Source organism: Pseudomonas sp. MPC6, from assembly GCF_006094435.1.
Classification (GTDB): Bacteria; Pseudomonadota; Gammaproteobacteria; order Pseudomonadales; family Pseudomonadaceae; genus Aquipseudomonas.
The window spans coordinates 5,180,143-5,196,979 of the sequence record NZ_CP034783.1 but is presented as its reverse complement, the minus strand read 5'-3'; the positions used below and the strand labels follow the sequence as shown (position 1 = coordinate 5,196,979).

Below are 16,837 nucleotides of genomic sequence, written 5' to 3'. Positions count from 1 at the left end.
CTGTATCCTGTCTGCGGGCGGTGAAGGTGGCGGGCCCTTGAGTTCCGACGGTGCCTCCACTGGGGGCCAAGCCCTGACTGTAGACGCCCTCGCTGCTGCGAGCGGTGATATTCAGCTGTTTATTATTGGGAAGCCATAATGATTGGCATAAAAAATATAGCGAGTTATGTGCCGACAGCCGGGGTTGACAACTACGCCCAGGGTGCAAAGTTCGACAAGGACGAAACCTTTATCCTTGGCAAGATCGGCTCGGCGTTCCTGCCGCGCAAGGGCGCCGACCAGGAAACCTCCGATCTGTGCGTCGAAGCGGTCAATGCGCTGTTCGCCGCCAGTCCCGAGCTGAAGCGTGAATCCATCGACTGCCTGATCGTCGTGACCCAGAACGGCGATGAGGAAGGCTTGCCGCACACCGCTGCAATCGTTCAGGACAAACTGGGCCTGCCGACGCACGTGGCTGCGTTCGATATCTCCCTGGGCTGCTCCGGCTACGTCTACGGCATCTATGCCCTCAAGGGGTTCATGGAGGCGACGGGGCTGAAGAACGGCCTGCTGGTCACCGCCGACCCGTACTCGAAAATCGTCGACCCGGAAGATCGCAACACCACCATGCTGTTCGGCGATGCCGCTACCGCGACCTGGATGGGCGAAAACGCTGTCTGGCAGCTGGGCAAATCGAAGTTCGGCACCGACGGTTCCGGAGCACCGCACCTCAAGGTCACCGACGGCGTGTTCTTCATGAACGGTCGCCAGGTGTTCAACTTCGCACTGCTGAAAGTCCCGGCGCATTTGCATGAGTTGCTGGACGAGTCCAATTTGCAGGCCGGTGACATCGATGCCTTCTGCATTCACCAGGGCAGCGCGGCGATTGTCGACGCCGTGGCGCGGCGCTTTGAAGAAGGCGAGCCGGAGAAGTTCATCAAGGACATGCTCGAGACCGGTAACACGGTGTCTTCCAGCATTCCGCTGTTGCTGCAGAACCACGTGTTCGATTCCAAGTGGACGCGGGTTGCCATCAGCGGGTTCGGTGTAGGCCTGTCGTGGGGCTCGGCGATTCTTTTTCGCGGCTGACTGACTTCGCCTTAGCGATCTTGCATAAAAACGCCCGGTAACCACAGTTGCCGGGCGTTTTGCGTTTTCTGGCGCCGGGGTTCTATCTCTAACACCTTGAAAATAAAGGGCTGGCACCCTGCCACTAAACATTTCGAAAAAAACCCTCAAGCAAAGCGTTTTCACGACGATAACTATTACGAAGGTTCTCTAGGCCACACCCGGCGGTTGCCAGGGCCGGAAGCCGCAGTATCCATCCAGTGAGGATTTCGTCATGGCTTTATCTGTTAACACCAACATTGCCTCCGTCAGCACTCAGGGCAACCTGAACAAAGCCAGCGGCGCCCTGGCCACTTCCATGCAGCGCCTTTCTTCTGGCCTGCGCATCAACAGCGCTAAAGACGACGCTGCCGGCCTGCAGATCTCCAACCGTCTGACCAGCCAGATCAACGGCCTGGGTCAAGCAGTCAAGAACGTGAACGATGGCATCTCCATCGCGCAAACAGCTGAAGGTGCGATGCAGGCTTCGACCGACATCCTGCAGAAAATGCGTACTCTGGCACTGTCCTCGGCTACCGGCTCCTTGAGCGCTGACGACCGTAAGTCGAACAATGACGAGTACCAAGCGCTCACTTCTGAATTGACCCGTATCGCTGAAACCACTACTTTCGGTGGCCAGAAGCTGCTTAACGGTTCGTACGGTACTAAGGCTATTCAAGTTGGCGCCAACGCTAATGAAACCATCAACCTGAGCCTGGAAAACGTAGCGGCCAACAAGATTGGATCGCAGCAAGTCAAAAGCTCCGCCGTTGCAATTTCTGCAGACGGTCTTGCTGCTGGAAACATCGTTGTAACCGGTAACGGTCAAACTAAAACTATCGACTATGATCTTGGTGCTTCAGCAAAAGATATCGCGGCCAAACTCAATGGTTCCATTGGTGGTTTGAGTGCAGCCGCCAGCACTGAAGTGAAGTTCACTGTAAATGAGGATGTTACTCTTGGTGATCCTTTAAACGCCACCCCTGTTGCTGGGGTTCCGGCTAACTTTAAATTGACAGTGGGCGATGGTAAAGAGGTCAGCTTCATAGGTGTCACTACAACAGCAAGCTTGGCTGATCAGTTGAAGTCCAATGCTGCAAAACTGGGCATTAGCGTCAATTACGACGAACTCAATAATACCTTGGAAGTCAAATCCGATTCCGGCGAAAACCTGGTGTTTACCAGTGGCGCGGGTGCTGATTCGATCTCTGTCAACTCCAAGAATGGTGATGGCAAATACTCTGCCGATGTCGATGGCTTAGAAACTCCTACTGCGCTTTCCAGTACTGCTGATGCAGTTGCTACAGTGACTGGCCAGATTGCGCTGGACTCTGCCAAAGGCTATTCTTTGGCAAATGGTGATACTGGCACTGCCGTCAGTGATCTGTTTGGCGGTCCCTCTATCTCCTCCCAAAAAACCTCGATTTCTGATACCAATGTAACAGACGCTACTAACGCACAAAACGCTCTAGCTGTGATTGATAAGGCTATTGGCACCATCGACAGTACTCGTTCGAACTTGGGTGCTACCCAAAACCGTCTGACCACAACTGCCGACAACCTGCAAAACATCCAGAAGAACTCAACTGCTGCTCGTAGCACCATACAAGATGTGGACTTTGCTGCTGAAACTGCAGAGCTGACCAAGCAACAAACCCTGCAATCGGCGTCGACCGCGATCCTGTCGCAAGCGAACCAACTGCCATCCTCTGTTCTGAAACTGCTTCAGTAAAAAAGGCGCTTGGTCACTGACGGAAGGGCGCGTTTACGTGCCCTTTCGTCTTTTCCGTGATGAGGAAATTCGGACATGGATATGAGCGTCAAGTTGAACTTGTCTTATCCAGCACTTGCACCTCAAAGCCCGGCTGCTCTTGCCGATCTGACGGACAAGCCCAAGCCCAAGCCCAAAGTCGAAGCGATAGAAACGACAGCCACAGAACCCAAGCGTGAAGAACTGGAACAGGCCGTCTCCGGTATTCGCGAGTTCGTTCAAGCAAGCCAGCGCCAGCTGGACTTTTCAATTGATGATTCCAGCGGCCGGGTCGTGGTCAAGGTCATTGCCACCGAGAACGGTGAGGTGATTCGCCAGATTCCGTCGGAAACTGCGCTGAAACTGGCACAAAGCCTGAGCCAGGCCGGCAGTTTGTTGTTTGATGACAAAGCCTGAGCTGGCATGAATTTTGTTGCTGTCCTGCGCTTGAGGCGCACTTCGTCAAGAAAGCGGCAGCCACTGGATAAGGAGAAAGTTGATGGCGGGTTCAACGGTTAGCGGTATTGGTTCGAACATCGATACCCAAGCGATTGTGAAGTCCTTGGTTGACGCAGAAAAAGCGCCGAAGCAAGCACAGATCAACACCCAAACGCTCAAGGCAACCACCTCGCTATCGTCTATCGGCAAAATCCAGGCGGCGTTGGATGCCTTTCGTGGCGCCTTGACGACAATGAGTACTGGCAGCAGCTTCACCGGGTTGACGGGTTCTTCGACTGACGAAAAAGTCGCTACGATGACGGCGGGCAATGGCGCCTCCACTGGCACCTTCAGATTAGTGGTCTCGCAGTTGGCCAGCGCTTCGAAGTTATCCACCAGAAACTTTACCGGTGGTGCCTCGTCGGTGGTTAATGCCAGCGCCAACCCAACCACATTGACAATTACGCAATCCGGCAAGAACTACGACTTGAGCGTGCCCCCAGGGGCGACGCTGCAACAAGTGCGAGATTCGATCAACACTCAATTTTCCACGGCAGGGTTGAGCGCCAACATCCTGAGTGACTCCACGGGTTCGCGCTTGGTCCTGACCTCTACCAATGGCGGGGTCGGTTCGGACCTGACCATGTCGGGCGACTCCGGCATCAATACCGGCTCAACGGTGGTAGAGGTGCCGAAGAACGCCAAGTACACCATCGACGGAATCGCGATGGAATCCAGGACGAACACGATTGCCGAAGCGGTCAGTGGCGTGAGCATCAAGCTGATATCTGTCTCGCCGACGGCAGCGGGTGCCACCGATCCTACAGCGACCACTATTGCCGTGAGCACCAACAACGCGGTGATGAAGTCCGGGGTTAAAGGTTTTGTCGATACCTATAATGCGCTGATGAAGGCGATCAGCGCGGAGACCAAAGTCACCATGAACGCGGACGGCACGCCGACAGCGGGCGCGCTGACGGGTGATGCGTCTATGCGTACTTTGATGAGTTCGATCCGCAATGAGTTGAACGCAATGTCCGGTACTGGCACCCTGAAATCCTTGGCACAGTTTGGTGTCAGCACCGATTCGACAACAGGCCTGCTGACGCTTGACGACAAGAAATGGGACAAGGCGATGACCACCAACTCGGCGGACATCGGCAGTATCTTTAACGGCAAGACTGGCCTGCTGGCGCGCCTGACGACTGCCACGGAGGGTTATGCCAAGGCGAGTACCGGAACGCTGGCAGAGCGTACTAAATCGCTGAGCGATAGCCTGAACGACCTGAAAAAGCAGCAGGACTCCCTGGATGAGCGCATGACGTTGTTGCAGAGCAGTCTCTCGGCTAAGTACAACGCCATGGACTCCCTGGTCGCCAAGCTGCGTGCCCAGAGCGACAGCATCATGACCACGCTGAACGCGCTCAACAATCCGAAAGACAACTGATCCAAGTCAGGCTTAAACCTCCGGGCTCGCTGTTAGAACAGCGCCTATGTTTTTTCTTGGGAATGAACCCCGCATTAAAGTTTTCTGTCGACCAGTCGACATAAAGATCAGAGCACACCTATTCAAGCTGTTGTCTGTCACGAGGTAGAAACATGAATCCCATGAGAGCCCTTCGCCAATACCAGAAGGTCAATTCCCATGCGCAGATCTCGGAAGCCAATCCCCATCGCCTGGTGCAGATGCTGATGGAAGGCGGGCTGGATCGCATCGCCCAGGCCAAGGGCGCCCTGGCTCGGGGTGATATCGCGGGAAAAGGCCTGATGCTGGGTAAAGCGATCGACATCATCATTGGTCTGCGTGACGGCCTGGATGCCGAGAAAAGCGAAGACCCGGCGTACGTGCAGCAACTGGAAAGCCTCTATGTGTACATGACCAATCGCTTGATGGAAGCCAACGTCAAGAACGACGTCACGATCATGGATGAGGTACTGGGATTGCTGGTCACTGTCAAAAGTGGCTGGGATGCAATTGGTAAAGCTGAATAGGCCTGCGGCCGAGGATGATGTCATGAGCCATGCACTGCAACGAATTGATGATACCCGTGAAGCCCTGGTCAGCGCTTTGAGCGAACGGGATTGGGATGCGATTGGCAAGCTGGACGAGACGTGCCGCGTCTGCATCGATGAAGTGCTGAGCGAGGCGCCACTGGATGAGAAGGCTGTGCGGGAGAAGCTGGAGAGCCTGCTGATTGTTTACCAGGAATTGTTACAAGTTACGACCGGCGAGCGCCAATCGATAGTCGACGAAATGTCCCAGATGACCCAAGCGAAGAACGCGGCAAAGGTTTACCATCTGTTCGGTTGAAAAACCGACTAGTCCAAATTGTACTGCGCCATAAATTTGACTGTTCACGGTTTTTTGACTTAACTAGTGGCTGTTTCCAGATTTCAGGCGTGTACAGGCTTTTCTGTCTGCGTGCGTCTGGCTTGCCCACTGATTTCGGGCACCGGGTTGACTAGGGAAGTAGCTATTGCATGTGGCGTGAAACCAAAATTCTGCTGATCGATGACGATAGCGTTCGCCGCCGGGATCTGGCGGTGATTTTGAATTTTCTTGGCGAAGAAAATTTACCCTGCGGCAGCCATGACTGGCAGCAGGCGGTCGGCTCGTTGTCGTCAAGTCGTGAAGTAATCTGTGTCCTCATCGGCACGGTCAGTGCGCCTGGCGCACTTCTGGCCCTGTTAAAGACACTCTCGACCTGGGATGAGTTCCTTCCGGTGTTGTTGATGGGCGATAATTCTTCCGCAGACTTGCCGGAAGACATGCGTCGCCGCGTGCTGTCGACCCTGGAAATGCCCCCCAGCTACAGCAAATTGCTCGACTCGTTGCACCGTGCCCAGGTCTATCGCGAGATGTATGATCAGGCGCGCGAGCGCGGTCGGCATCGTGAACCCAATCTTTTCCGCAGTCTGGTCGGCACCAGCCGGGCGATTCAGCACGTGCGGCAGATGATGCAGCAGGTCGCCGACACCGATGCCAGCGTGCTGATTCTCGGTGAGTCCGGCACCGGCAAGGAAGTGGTCGCGCGTAACCTGCACTACCATTCCAAGCGGCGTGACGCGCCGTTCGTGCCCGTTAACTGCGGGGCGATTCCGGCCGAGTTGCTGGAAAGCGAACTGTTCGGGCATGAGAAGGGCGCCTTTACCGGGGCCATCACCAGCCGGGCCGGGCGCTTTGAGCTGGCCAATGGCGGCACCCTGTTTCTCGATGAAATCGGCGACATGCCGCTGCCGATGCAGGTCAAGCTGTTGCGCGTGTTGCAGGAGCGCACCTTCGAGCGCGTGGGCAGCAACAAGACCCAGAGCGTCGATGTGCGCATCATCGCGGCGACCCACAAGAATCTCGAAAGCATGATCGAGATCGGCTCGTTCCGCGAAGACCTGTATTACCGCTTGAACGTGTTCCCGATCGAAATGGCGCCGCTGCGCGAGCGTGTCGAAGACATCCCGCTGCTGATGAACGAGCTGATCTCGCGCATGGAGCACGAGAAGCGCGGTTCGATCCGTTTCAACTCCGCGGCGATCATGTCGCTGTGCCGTCACGGCTGGCCGGGCAACGTCCGTGAGCTGGCCAACCTGGTGGAGCGCATGGCGATCATGCATCCCTACGGGGTGATCGGCGTGGTCGAGCTGCCGAAGAAATTCCGCTACGTGGACGATGAAGACGAGCAACTGGTCGACAGCCTGCGCAGCGATCTCGAAGAGCGGGTGGCCATCAACGGCCATACCCCGGACTTCAGCGCCAACGCGCTGCTGCCGCCGGAAGGCCTGGACCTGAAGGACTACCTGGGTGGTCTGGAGCAGGGGCTGATTCAGCAGGCGCTGGATGATGCCAATGGCATCGTGGCGCGCGCCGCGGAACGCCTGCGTATTCGTCGCACCACCCTGGTGGAGAAGATGCGCAAGTACGGCATGAGCCGGCGCGAGGGTGATGAACAGGCGGAGGATTGACGCCTGTTCTGCCCCCCCTGTAGGAGCTGGCTTGCCAGCGAAGGCGGCCGCTAGTCTTGTGGCGGCGGTGATGACGCCTTCGCCGGCAAGCCGGCTCCTACAGGGGATTGGTGTTGTTTAGCGATTTTATGTTCGCTGAAAATCAACTGTAGGAGCTGGCTTGCCAGCGAAGGCGGTATGTCAGTCAACACATGTATTGGCCGATAGACCGCTTTCGCTGGCAAGCCAGCGCCTACACGTGCGCGATGCAGCAGCCGGTTTATGTATCGCCTGACACGCCGCCTTCGCAGCGGTGCGGCGATCGGACAAGCCAGCTCCTACAGTTTCCTTAACTGTTTTCAGGCACGGGTATTGCTATAGCTCTCGCAACCTTCCGTTTAACTGACGGTCAGCCCAGCGAGTGAGCACACGATGCCCCAAGCCGCCCAGTTGTCTCCTGTCCCTGACGCTTCGGGGTCCCCGTCGTCCGTAGAGCAGGCCAGCCGGCTGGGCCTTGAGCAGTCGTTTGCGCTGTTCAACCAGATGTCGAGTCAATTGACTGACTCCTACAGCATGCTCGAAGCCCGGGTCACCGAGCTCAAGGGTGAGCTGGAAGTGGTCAGCGCCCAGCGCATGCAGGAACTGGCGGAAAAAGAACGCCTGGCCAACCGCCTGCAAAACCTCCTCGATCTGTTGCCCGGCGGCGTCATCGTTATCGATGCGCAGGGCATCGTGCGCGAAGCCAATCCCGCGGCCTGCGAGTTGCTGGGGTTGCCCCTCGAAGGCGAGCTGTGGCGGCAGGTCATTGCCCGCTGCTTCGCGCCCCGGGAGGACGATGGCCATGAAATCTCCCTGAAGGATGGCCGGCGCCTGTCGATCGCCACGCGCTCGCTGGATGCCGAGCCGGGGCAGTTGGTGTTGCTCAACGACCTGACTGAAACCCGGCACCTGCAGGATCAACTGGCGCGCCACGAACGCCTGTCGTCCCTGGGGCGCATGGTCGCCTCGCTGGCCCATCAGATTCGCACGCCGTTGTCCGCGGCCTTGCTCTACGCCAGTCATTTGACTGAGCAGACGCTGCCGGTCGAGACCCAGCAACGGTTTGCCGGGCGCCTCAAGGAGCGTTTGCACGAGCTCGAGCATCAGGTGCGCGACATGCTGGTGTTCGCCCGCGGCGAGCTGCCGCTGACCGATCGCATCACCCCGAAAATGCTCTTGCAGTCGCTGCAGGCGGCGGCGCTGACCCAGGTGCAGGGGTTGCCGATCCGTTGGCAGTGCGACAGCCATTCGGGCGAGCTGCTGTGCAATCGCGACACCCTGGTCGGCGCCATCCTCAACCTGATCGAAAACGCGATTCAGGCCAGTGCCGGTGACGTGCGTTTGAAGGTCCATCTGTATAGCCGCGACAACTGCTTGCGCGTAGCGGTCAGTGACAGCGGCAGTGGCATCGACAGCCAGGTGCTGGCCCGCCTGGGCGAGCCGTTTTTCACCACCAAGGCCACTGGCACCGGCCTCGGCCTGACCGTGGTCAAGGCGGTGGCGCGGGCCCACCAGGGCGAATTGCAGCTGCGCTCGCGGCTGGGTCGTGGCACCTGCGCGCTGGTGAGCCTGCCGCTTTTCTCGGCGGATAAACCCCGCGTTCAGGGGGGGCAATGAACAACATGGCGATCAAGGTGTTGCTGGTCGAGGACGACCGCGCGTTGCGCGAAGCCTTGGCGGATACGCTGTTGCTCGGCGGTCACGCTTACACCGCGGTGGGGTCGGCGGAGGAGGCGCTGGCCGCCGTCAGCGTCGAGGCGTTCAATCTGGTGCTCAGCGACGTCAACATGCCGGGCATGGATGGCCATCAACTGCTCGGCTTGCTGCGGGCGCGCCAGCCGCAATTGCCGGTGTTGTTGATGACGGCCCACGGCGCGGTGGAGCGGGCGGTCGATGCGATGCGTCAGGGCGCGGCGGATTACCTGGTCAAACCGTTCGAACCCAAAACCTTGCTCGACCTGGTGGCGCGGCATGCGCTTGGCAGTCTCGGCGCGAGCGAAGGCGAGGGGCCGATCGCGTTCGAGCCGGCCAGCGCACAGTTGCTGGAATTGGCCGCGCGGGTCGCGCGCAGTGACTCCACGGTGCTGATCTCCGGGGAGTCCGGGACCGGCAAGGAAGTGCTGGCGCGCTACATCCACCAGCACTCCCGGCGCGCCAGTCAGCCGTTTATTGCGATCAATTGCGCAGCCATTCCCGACAACATGCTCGAGGCCACGCTATTCGGTCACGAGAAGGGTTCGTTCACCGGTGCCATCGCGGCGCAGGCCGGCAAGTTCGAGCAGGCGGACGGCGGGACCATCCTGCTTGACGAAATTTCCGAAATGCCCCTGGGCCTGCAGGCCAAGCTGTTGCGGGTGTTGCAAGAGCGGGAGGTCGAGCGGGTGGGGGCGCGCAAGCCGATCATTCTGGATATTCGCGTGGTTGCCACCACCAACCGTGACCTGGCCGCTGAAGTGGCGGCGGGGCGGTTTCGTGAGGACCTGTATTATCGGCTGTCGGTGTTTCCGCTGGCCTGGCGTCCGTTGCGCGAGCGTACTGCGGATATCCTGCCGCTGGCCGAGCGTTTGCTGGCCAAGCACGTGCACAAGATGAAGCATGCCGCGGCACGTCTATCGCCCGAGGCGCAGGCGTGTCTGATCGGGTATCCATGGCCCGGCAATGTGCGTGAGCTGGATAATGCGATTCAGCGCGCGCTGATTCTGCAGCAGGGCGGGTTGATTCAGCCTCAGGATTTTTGCCTGACGGGGCCGGTGGCCTGTGCGCCGTTGCCGGCCCTGGCGCCGGCTACGGTGCGCGCGGTGGAGGTCGAAGCGGATTCTACCGGGGCCTTGGGCGATGATCTGCGGCGCCGGGAGTTCCAGATGATCATCGATACCTTGCGTGCCGAGCGTGGCCGACGCAAGGAAGCCGCCGAACGCCTGGGCATCAGTCCGCGCACCTTGCGTTACAAGCTGGCGCAGATGCGTGATGCCGGGATGGACGTCGAAGCCTGCCTGTTCGCCACCTGATCCACCCCATCCCGCCGCAACACAACCCCTGTAGGAGCTGGCTTGCCAGCGAAGGCGGTGTGTCAGGCGATACATGTATTGGCCGATAGACCGTCTTCGCTGGCAAGCCAGCTCCTACAGGGGGGGTAGCGGTGTGTCAGGCGATACATGTATTGGCCGATAGACCGTCTTCGCTGGCAAGCCAGCTCCTACAGGGGGGGTAGCGGTGTGTCAGGCGATACATGTATTGGCCGATAGGCCGTCTTCGCTGGCAAGCCAGCTCCTACAGGGGTAGCGGTGTGTCAGGCGATTTATGTAGTGACTGACATGTCGTCTTCGCTGGCAAGCCAGCTCCTACAGAGAAGCTGGCACCCTTGTTGCTAACACCTGACTACCCGCTGAGTGAGCGTCAAAAAATTGCGGGTCGCCAAAGAGAGTAGACGATGAGCCAAGGTATTGAATTCAATCGGTTGATGCTGGACATGCGGGCCATGCAAATGGATGCCATGTCTGCGTCGAAACCGACGGCTGCCGTCCCGCAACTGCCGGGCAGCAGCTTTGCCGACATGCTCGGTCAGGCCGTCAATAAAGTGAACGAAACCCAGCAGGCCTCCAGCCAGTTGTCCACGGCGTTCGAGATCGGCAAAAGCGGTGTCGATCTGACCGACGTGATGATTGCCAAGGAAAAAGCCGGTGTGTCGTTCCAGGCGATCACCCAAGTCCGTAACAAGCTGGTTCAGGCTTACCAAGACATCATGCAGATGCCGGTTTAAGGGCGGTATTGAGTCATGGCAGAACCAGGCGCTGATAACGTTCCGGCCAGGGCCACTCCGATAGGCGGCAAAGCGCCGCTGTTCGGCTTGTCCTTTCTGGAAAATCTCTCCGAGATGACCATGCTGCGTCAGGTGGGCCTGTTGGTCGGTCTGGCGGCGAGCGTGGCGATTGGCTTTGCCGTGGTGTTGTGGTCCCAGCAACCGGACTACCGGCCGCTGTATGGCAGCCTCGCCGGGATGGACGCCAAGCAGGTCATGGATACCCTGGCGGCCGCCGATATCGCCTACTCCGTCGAACCCAATTCCGGCGCCTTGCTGGTCAAGGCCGAAGACCTGTCGCGCGCGCGCCTCAAGCTCGCGGGCGCGGGTGTCACGCCCAGCGACGGCAATATCGGTTTTGAAATCCTCGACAAGGACCAGGGCCTGGGCACCAGCCAGTTCATGGAAGCGACCCGCTATCGGCGCGGCCTCGAAGGCGAACTGGCCCGGACCATCTCCAGCCTGAACAACGTCAAGGGTGCCCGCGTGCACCTGGCCATTCCGAAAAGCTCGGTGTTCGTGCGCGATGAGCGCAAGCCCAGCGCGTCGGTGCTGATCGAGCTGTATTCCGGCCGTTCCCTGGAACCTGGCCAGGTCTTGGCGATCATCAATCTGGTCGCCACCAGCGTGCCTGAACTGAGCAAATCCCAGGTCACCGTGGTCGATCAGAAGGGCAACCTGCTGTCCGATCAGGCGGAAAATTCCGAGCTGACCATGGCCGGCAAACAGTTCGACTACAGCCGCCGCATGGAAAGCATGCTCACCCAGCGCGTGCATAACATCCTGCAACCGGTGCTGGGCAACGATCGCTACAAGGCCGAAGTCTCGGCCGATGTGGATTTCAGTGCCGTCGAATCGACCTCCGAGCAGTTCAACCCGGACCAGCCGGCGTTGCGCAGCGAACAATCGGTGAACGAACAACGCACTACCAGCAATGGCCCGCAAGGCGTGCCGGGTGCCCTGAGCAACCAGCCGCCATCGCCGGCGTCCGCGCCTGCAACCACCGGTGGCGGCACCGCGTCGGCCGGCATGGTCCAGCCTGGGCAGCCGCTGCTGGACGCCAACGGTCAGCAAATCATGGACCCGGCCACCGGCCAGCCGATGCTCGCCCCGTACCCGGCGGACAAGCGCTCGCAGTCCACCAAAAACTTCGAGCTCGACCGTTCCATCAGCCACACCAAACAGCAGCAGGGCCGGTTGAATCGCCTGTCGGTGTCGGTGGTGGTGGACGATCAGGTCCGGATCAACCCGGCCAACGGTGAAACCACCCGCGCGCCGTGGACCGCCGATGAATTGTCGCGCTTCACCCGTCTGGTGCAGGACGCCGTCGGTTTCGACGCCAGCCGTGGCGACAGCGTCAGCGTGATCAACATGCCGTTCTCCGCCGAACGTGCCGAAGTGATTGCCGATGTGCCGTTCTACTCCCAGCCGTGGTTCTGGGATGTGGTCAAGCAAGTGCTGGGCATCCTGTTCATCCTGGTGCTGGTGTTCGGTGTGCTGCGTCCGGTGCTCAACAACATCACCAACGGCGGTAAAGGCCGGCAGCTGGTCGGCGTCGGCAACGATGTCGAATTGGGTGGCATGGGCGGTCTGGATGGCGAACTGGCCAACGATCGCGTCAGCCTTGGCGGGCCGACCAGCATCCTGCTGCCAAGCCCGAGCGAAGGCTATGACGCCCAGTTGAATGCAATCAAGAGCCTGGTGGCAGAAGACCCGGGTCGTGTGGCCCAGGTCGTGAAAGAGTGGATTAACGCAGATGAATGATAGAGCCGCTGCCGACAAACTGTCCAAGGTCGACAAAGCCGCGATCCTGCTGCTGTCCCTGGGCTCCACCGACGCCGCCCAGGTGTTGCGCCACATGGGCCCGAAAGAGGTGCAGCGCGTGGGCGTGGCCATGGCGCAGATGGGCAACGTGCACCGCGAGCAGGTCGAGCAGGTGATGAGCGAGTTCGTCGAGATCGTCGGCGACCAGACCAGCCTGGGCGTCGGCTCCGACGACTACGTGCGCAAAATGCTGACCCAGGCCCTGGGCGAAGAAAAGGCCAACGGCCTGATCGACCGCATCCTGCTGGGCGGCAACACCAGTGGCCTTGACAGCCTGAAATGGATGGAGCCGCGTGCCGTCGCCGACGTGATCCGTTATGAGCACCCGCAGATCCAGGCCATCGTGGTCGCCTACCTCGACCCGGACCAGGCCGGTGAGGTGCTGGGCAATTTCGACCACAAGGTGCGCCTGGACATTATCTTGCGCGTGTCTGCGCTCAACACCGTGCAGCCAGCCGCCCTGAAAGAGCTCAACCAGATTCTCGAGAAGCAGTTCTCCGGCGCCTCGAATGCCTCGCGTACCAACCTGGGGGGCATCAAGCGCGCGGCCGACATCATGAACTTCCTCGACAGCTCGGTGGAAGGCCAGTTGATGGACTCGATCCGCGAAGTCGACGAAGACCTGTCCGGCCGGATCGAAGACCTGATGTTCGTGTTCAACAACCTGGCCGATGTCGACGACCGCGGAATCCAGGCATTGCTGCGCGAAGTGTCCTCCGATGTGCTGGTGCTGGCCCTCAAGGGCTCGGACGAAAACGTCAAGGACAAGATCTTCAAGAACATGTCCAAGCGCGCGGCCGAACTGTTGCGCGACGACCTCGAGGCCAAGGGCCCGGTGCGCGTCAGCGACGTGGAAACCGCGCAGAAAGAAATCCTCACCATTGCCCGCCGTATGGCCGAAGCCGGAGAAATCGTTCTCGGCGGGAAGGGCGGCGAAGAGATGATCTGACATCACTATGTCGACTGAACATGATGAGTCCCAGACCGACCTGATCCGAGCCAAGGACGTCAGGGGTGTCGATATCTGGTCGTTGCCCAGTTTCGATCCGTACGTCCCCGAGCCCGAACCGGAGCCTGAACCCGAGCCGCCGGCCATGCAGGAAGTGCCGCTGGAGGAAGTCCAGCCGCTGACCCTCGAAGAGCTCGAAAGCATTCGCCAGGAAGCCTACAACGAAGGTTTCGCCACCGGCGAGCGGGAGGGCTTCCACAGCACCACGCTCAAGGTCCGCCAGGAAGCCGAAGTGGCGCTGGCGGCGAAACTTGCCGCGCTGGAAAAGCTGATGGGCCACCTGTTGGAGCCGATTGCCGAGCAGGACACCGAGATCGAGAAGTCCCTGGTCGACCTCGTGCAGCACATCACCCGCCAGGTGATCCAGCGCGAACTGGCCATCGACTCGACACAGATCGAACACGTCATGCGCGATGCCCTCAAGCTGTTGCCGTTGGGCGTGGGCAACGTGCGGCTGTACATCAATCCGCAAGATTTCGCCCAGGTCAAAGCCCTGCGCGAGCGTCATGAAGAAACCTGGCGCATCGTCGAGGACGAGGCATTGTTGCCGGGCGGGTGCCGGGTCGAGACCGAGCACAGTCGCATTGACGCGTCGATTGAAACCCGGGTGACGCGGGTCATGGACAAGCTGTTCGATCAACTGCACGAACAGGTACTGCACCCGGCGGCGCCGGACCTGAGCCTGGAGCTGCCGACGGGCAACACAGCGCCAGCCGCCCCCGCACCGGATGTGCCCGATGCGCCTTGACCGCACCAGCTTTGCCAAGCGCCTGGGCAGTTACGCCGAGGCCACCACGCTGGCCGGCGCGCCGATCCTCGAAGGCCGCCTGCTGCGCATGGTCGGCCTGACCCTCGAAGCCGAAGGCTTGCGCGCCGCCATGGGCAGCCGCTGCATGGTGATCAACGACGACAGTTACCACCCGGTGCAGGTCGAAGCCGAAGTCATGGGCTTCTCCGGCAACAAAATCTTTCTGATGCCGGTCGGCAGCGTCGCCGGTATCGCCCCCGGTGCGCGCGTGGTGCCGCTGGCGGACAGTGGTCGCCTGCCGATGGGCATGAGCATGCTCGGGCGGGTACTCGATGGCGCCGGTCGGGCGTTGGACGGGAAGGGCGGGATGAAGGCCGAAGACTGGGTGCCGATGGACGGCCCGACCATCAACCCGCTCAAGCGTGAACCGATCAGCGAACCGCTGGACGTGGGCATTCGTTGCATCAACGGCTTGTTGACGGTCGGTCGCGGCCAGCGCCTCGGGTTGTTCGCCGGTACCGGCGTGGGCAAGAGTGTACTGCTGGGCATGATGACCCGCTTCACCGAGGCCGACATCATCGTGGTCGGGCTGATCGGCGAACGTGGGCGTGAGGTCAAGGAATTCATCGAGCACATCCTCGGCGAAGAAGGCCTCAAGCGTTCGGTGGTGGTGGCATCGCCCGCGGACGATGCGCCGCTGATGCGTCTGCGCGCGGCCATGTACTGCACGCGCATCGCCGAATATTTCCGCGACAAGGGCAAGAACGTGCTGTTGCTCATGGACTCCCTGACCCGTTTCGCCCAGGCCCAGCGGGAAATCGCCCTGGCCATCGGCGAACCGCCCGCGACCAAGGGGTATCCGCCGTCGGTGTTCGCCAAGTTGCCGAAACTGGTGGAGCGCGCGGGCAATGCCGAGAAGGGCGGCGGTTCGATCACCGCGTTCTACACCGTGTTGTCCGAAGGCGACGACCAGCAGGATCCGATTGCCGACTCGGCGCGCGGCGTGCTCGACGGGCACATCGTGCTGTCCCGGCGCCTGGCCGAGGAAGGTCACTACCCGGCGATCGATATCGAAGCGTCCATCAGCCGGGTCATGCCGTCGGTGGTGTCGAAGGAACACATGGCCCGCGCCCAGTACTTCAAGCAATTGTGGTCGCGGTATCAGCAGAGTCGCGACCTGATCAGCGTCGGCGCCTACGTCGCCGGCGGTGACCGGGAAACCGACCTGGCGATTGCCCTGCAGCCGCAGTTGGTCAAATACCAGCGCCAGGGCCTGAACGACAGCATCAGCCTGGGTGAAAGCGAAGCCTACCTGGGTTCGATTTTTGCCCCTGCGGCCGGCGGCTAACCGGCCATGGCCCAGAGTCGCGCAGCCCGCCTGGCCCCGGTGGTGGACATGGCGGAAAAGGTCGAGAAAGCCGCGGTCCAGCGCCTGGGGCACTTCCAGGGGCAGGTCCGCCTGGCCGAAAGCAAACTCGCCGACCTCGAAGCGTTTCGGCTCGACTACCAGGAGCAATGGATCGTGCGCGGCAGCAGCGGCGTTTCCGGGCAATGGTTGCTGGGGTATCAAGGCTTCCTCGCGCAACTGGGCACGGCCATCGATCAGCAACGACAAAGCCTGACCTGGCATCAGAACAATCTGAACAAGGCACGGGAAACCTGGCAGCAGGCGTATGCCCGGGTCGAAGGCTTGCGCAAACTGGTTCAGCGTTACATGGATGAGGCGCGACGACTGGAAGACAAGCGCGAGCAGAAGCTGCTGGATGAATTGTCGCAGCGGCTGCCGCGGCAGGATCCGTATTGAATCAGGCGTCCTCGGCCCCACCACCACTACCAGCCTTGCCCCCATCCCCGCCAAGTGCTAAACCTTCCACACCTACGTTCCCCAATGACAAGGAAGCCGTTCATGTCAGTCGTTACAGAAATATCCCCGGATGGACAAAAGCTGACGATATCGATCAAGGGACGATTCGATTTCGCCAAGCATCAGGAATTTCGTGAGTCCTACGAGGACAAGGAACTCTCCGCCGTCGTCGTCGACTTGAAAGAAGCCACCTACCTCGACAGTTCGGCCCTGGGCATGTTGCTCTTGCTGCGCGATCACGCCGGTGGCGACGAGTCCGACATTCGCGTGGTCAACAGCAGTTCCGACGTGAAGAAGATCCTCGCCATCTCCAATTTCGACAAACTGTTCGACATCAGTTGAGC

Annotated in this window: 16 protein-coding genes; all 16 read left to right on the top strand. The window is 60.1% G+C overall.

Going from position 1 to position 16,837, the window contains the following annotated elements:
- The first annotated feature begins 138 nt into the window (after positions 1-138).
- The 16 genes from ELQ88_RS26000 to ELQ88_RS25925 all read left to right on the top strand — a co-directional run bounded on the left by ELQ88_RS26000 (position 139) and on the right by ELQ88_RS25925 (position 16,835).
- The gene (locus tag ELQ88_RS26000) at positions 139-1,068 is read left to right on the top strand and encodes a ketoacyl-ACP synthase III (protein WP_138968636.1); all 930 of its coding nucleotides are present in this window, start codon (positions 139-141) and stop codon (positions 1,066-1,068) included.
- Between the two features lie 253 nt (positions 1,069-1,321).
- Entirely contained in the window at positions 1,322-2,818 is a 1,497-nt protein-coding gene (locus ELQ88_RS25995) for a flagellin (RefSeq protein ID WP_138968634.1), read from the top strand.
- Between the two features lie 75 nt (positions 2,819-2,893).
- Positions 2,894-3,253 (top strand): flagellar protein FlaG, encoded by a 360-nt coding sequence (locus ELQ88_RS25990; protein WP_138968632.1) that lies wholly within the window; start codon positions 2,894-2,896, stop codon positions 3,251-3,253.
- Positions 3,254-3,335: 82 nt separating this feature from the next.
- A complete protein-coding gene (fliD, locus tag ELQ88_RS25985) occupies positions 3,336-4,721 on the top strand; it encodes a flagellar filament capping protein FliD (protein WP_138968630.1) in 1,386 nt (461 codons plus the stop codon).
- A 152-nt stretch (positions 4,722-4,873) separates the two neighbouring features.
- The gene (fliS, locus tag ELQ88_RS25980; RefSeq protein ID WP_138968628.1) at positions 4,874-5,266 is read left to right on the top strand and encodes a flagellar export chaperone FliS; all 393 of its coding nucleotides are present in this window, start codon (positions 4,874-4,876) and stop codon (positions 5,264-5,266) included.
- A 22-nt stretch (positions 5,267-5,288) separates the two neighbouring features.
- Positions 5,289-5,585: a flagellar protein FliT gene (gene fliT, locus ELQ88_RS25975; protein WP_138968626.1), complete on the top strand. Its 297-nt coding sequence runs from the start codon at positions 5,289-5,291 to the stop codon at positions 5,583-5,585.
- Positions 5,586-5,755: 170 nt separating this feature from the next.
- A complete protein-coding gene (locus tag ELQ88_RS25970; RefSeq protein ID WP_128871727.1) occupies positions 5,756-7,231 on the top strand; it encodes a sigma-54 dependent transcriptional regulator in 1,476 nt (491 codons plus the stop codon).
- A 411-nt stretch (positions 7,232-7,642) separates the two neighbouring features.
- Positions 7,643-8,866, top strand: a complete 1,224-nt coding sequence (locus ELQ88_RS25965) for an ATP-binding protein (RefSeq protein ID WP_138968624.1) — start codon at positions 7,643-7,645, stop codon at positions 8,864-8,866.
- Between the two features lie 5 nt (positions 8,867-8,871).
- A complete protein-coding gene (gene fleR / locus ELQ88_RS25960) occupies positions 8,872-10,257 on the top strand; it encodes a sigma-54-dependent response regulator transcription factor FleR (protein ID WP_138969583.1) in 1,386 nt (461 codons plus the stop codon).
- A gap of 422 nt (positions 10,258-10,679) precedes the next feature.
- Positions 10,680-11,009: a flagellar hook-basal body complex protein FliE gene (gene fliE / locus ELQ88_RS25955; RefSeq protein ID WP_128869452.1), complete on the top strand. Its 330-nt coding sequence runs from the start codon at positions 10,680-10,682 to the stop codon at positions 11,007-11,009.
- A 15-nt stretch (positions 11,010-11,024) separates the two neighbouring features.
- The gene (gene fliF / locus ELQ88_RS25950) at positions 11,025-12,812 is read left to right on the top strand and encodes a flagellar basal-body MS-ring/collar protein FliF (protein WP_138968622.1); all 1,788 of its coding nucleotides are present in this window, start codon (positions 11,025-11,027) and stop codon (positions 12,810-12,812) included.
- Positions 12,805-13,821, top strand: a complete 1,017-nt coding sequence (gene fliG / locus ELQ88_RS25945; protein ID WP_128869450.1) for a flagellar motor switch protein FliG — start codon at positions 12,805-12,807, stop codon at positions 13,819-13,821. The genes fliF and fliG overlap by 8 nt, the downstream gene beginning before the upstream one ends.
- 7 nt (positions 13,822-13,828) lie before the next feature.
- Entirely contained in the window at positions 13,829-14,629 is an 801-nt protein-coding gene (gene fliH, locus ELQ88_RS25940; RefSeq protein ID WP_138968620.1) for a flagellar assembly protein FliH, read from the top strand.
- Positions 14,619-15,977: a flagellar protein export ATPase FliI gene (gene fliI / locus ELQ88_RS25935; protein WP_128869448.1), complete on the top strand. Its 1,359-nt coding sequence runs from the start codon at positions 14,619-14,621 to the stop codon at positions 15,975-15,977. The genes fliH and fliI overlap by 11 nt, the downstream gene beginning before the upstream one ends.
- A 6-nt stretch (positions 15,978-15,983) precedes the next feature.
- Positions 15,984-16,433: a flagellar export protein FliJ gene (gene fliJ, locus ELQ88_RS25930; protein ID WP_128869447.1), complete on the top strand. Its 450-nt coding sequence runs from the start codon at positions 15,984-15,986 to the stop codon at positions 16,431-16,433.
- A gap of 102 nt (positions 16,434-16,535) precedes the next feature.
- Positions 16,536-16,835 (top strand): STAS domain-containing protein, encoded by a 300-nt coding sequence (locus ELQ88_RS25925; protein ID WP_138968619.1) that lies wholly within the window; start codon positions 16,536-16,538, stop codon positions 16,833-16,835.
- Positions 16,836-16,837: the final 2 nt, after the last annotated feature.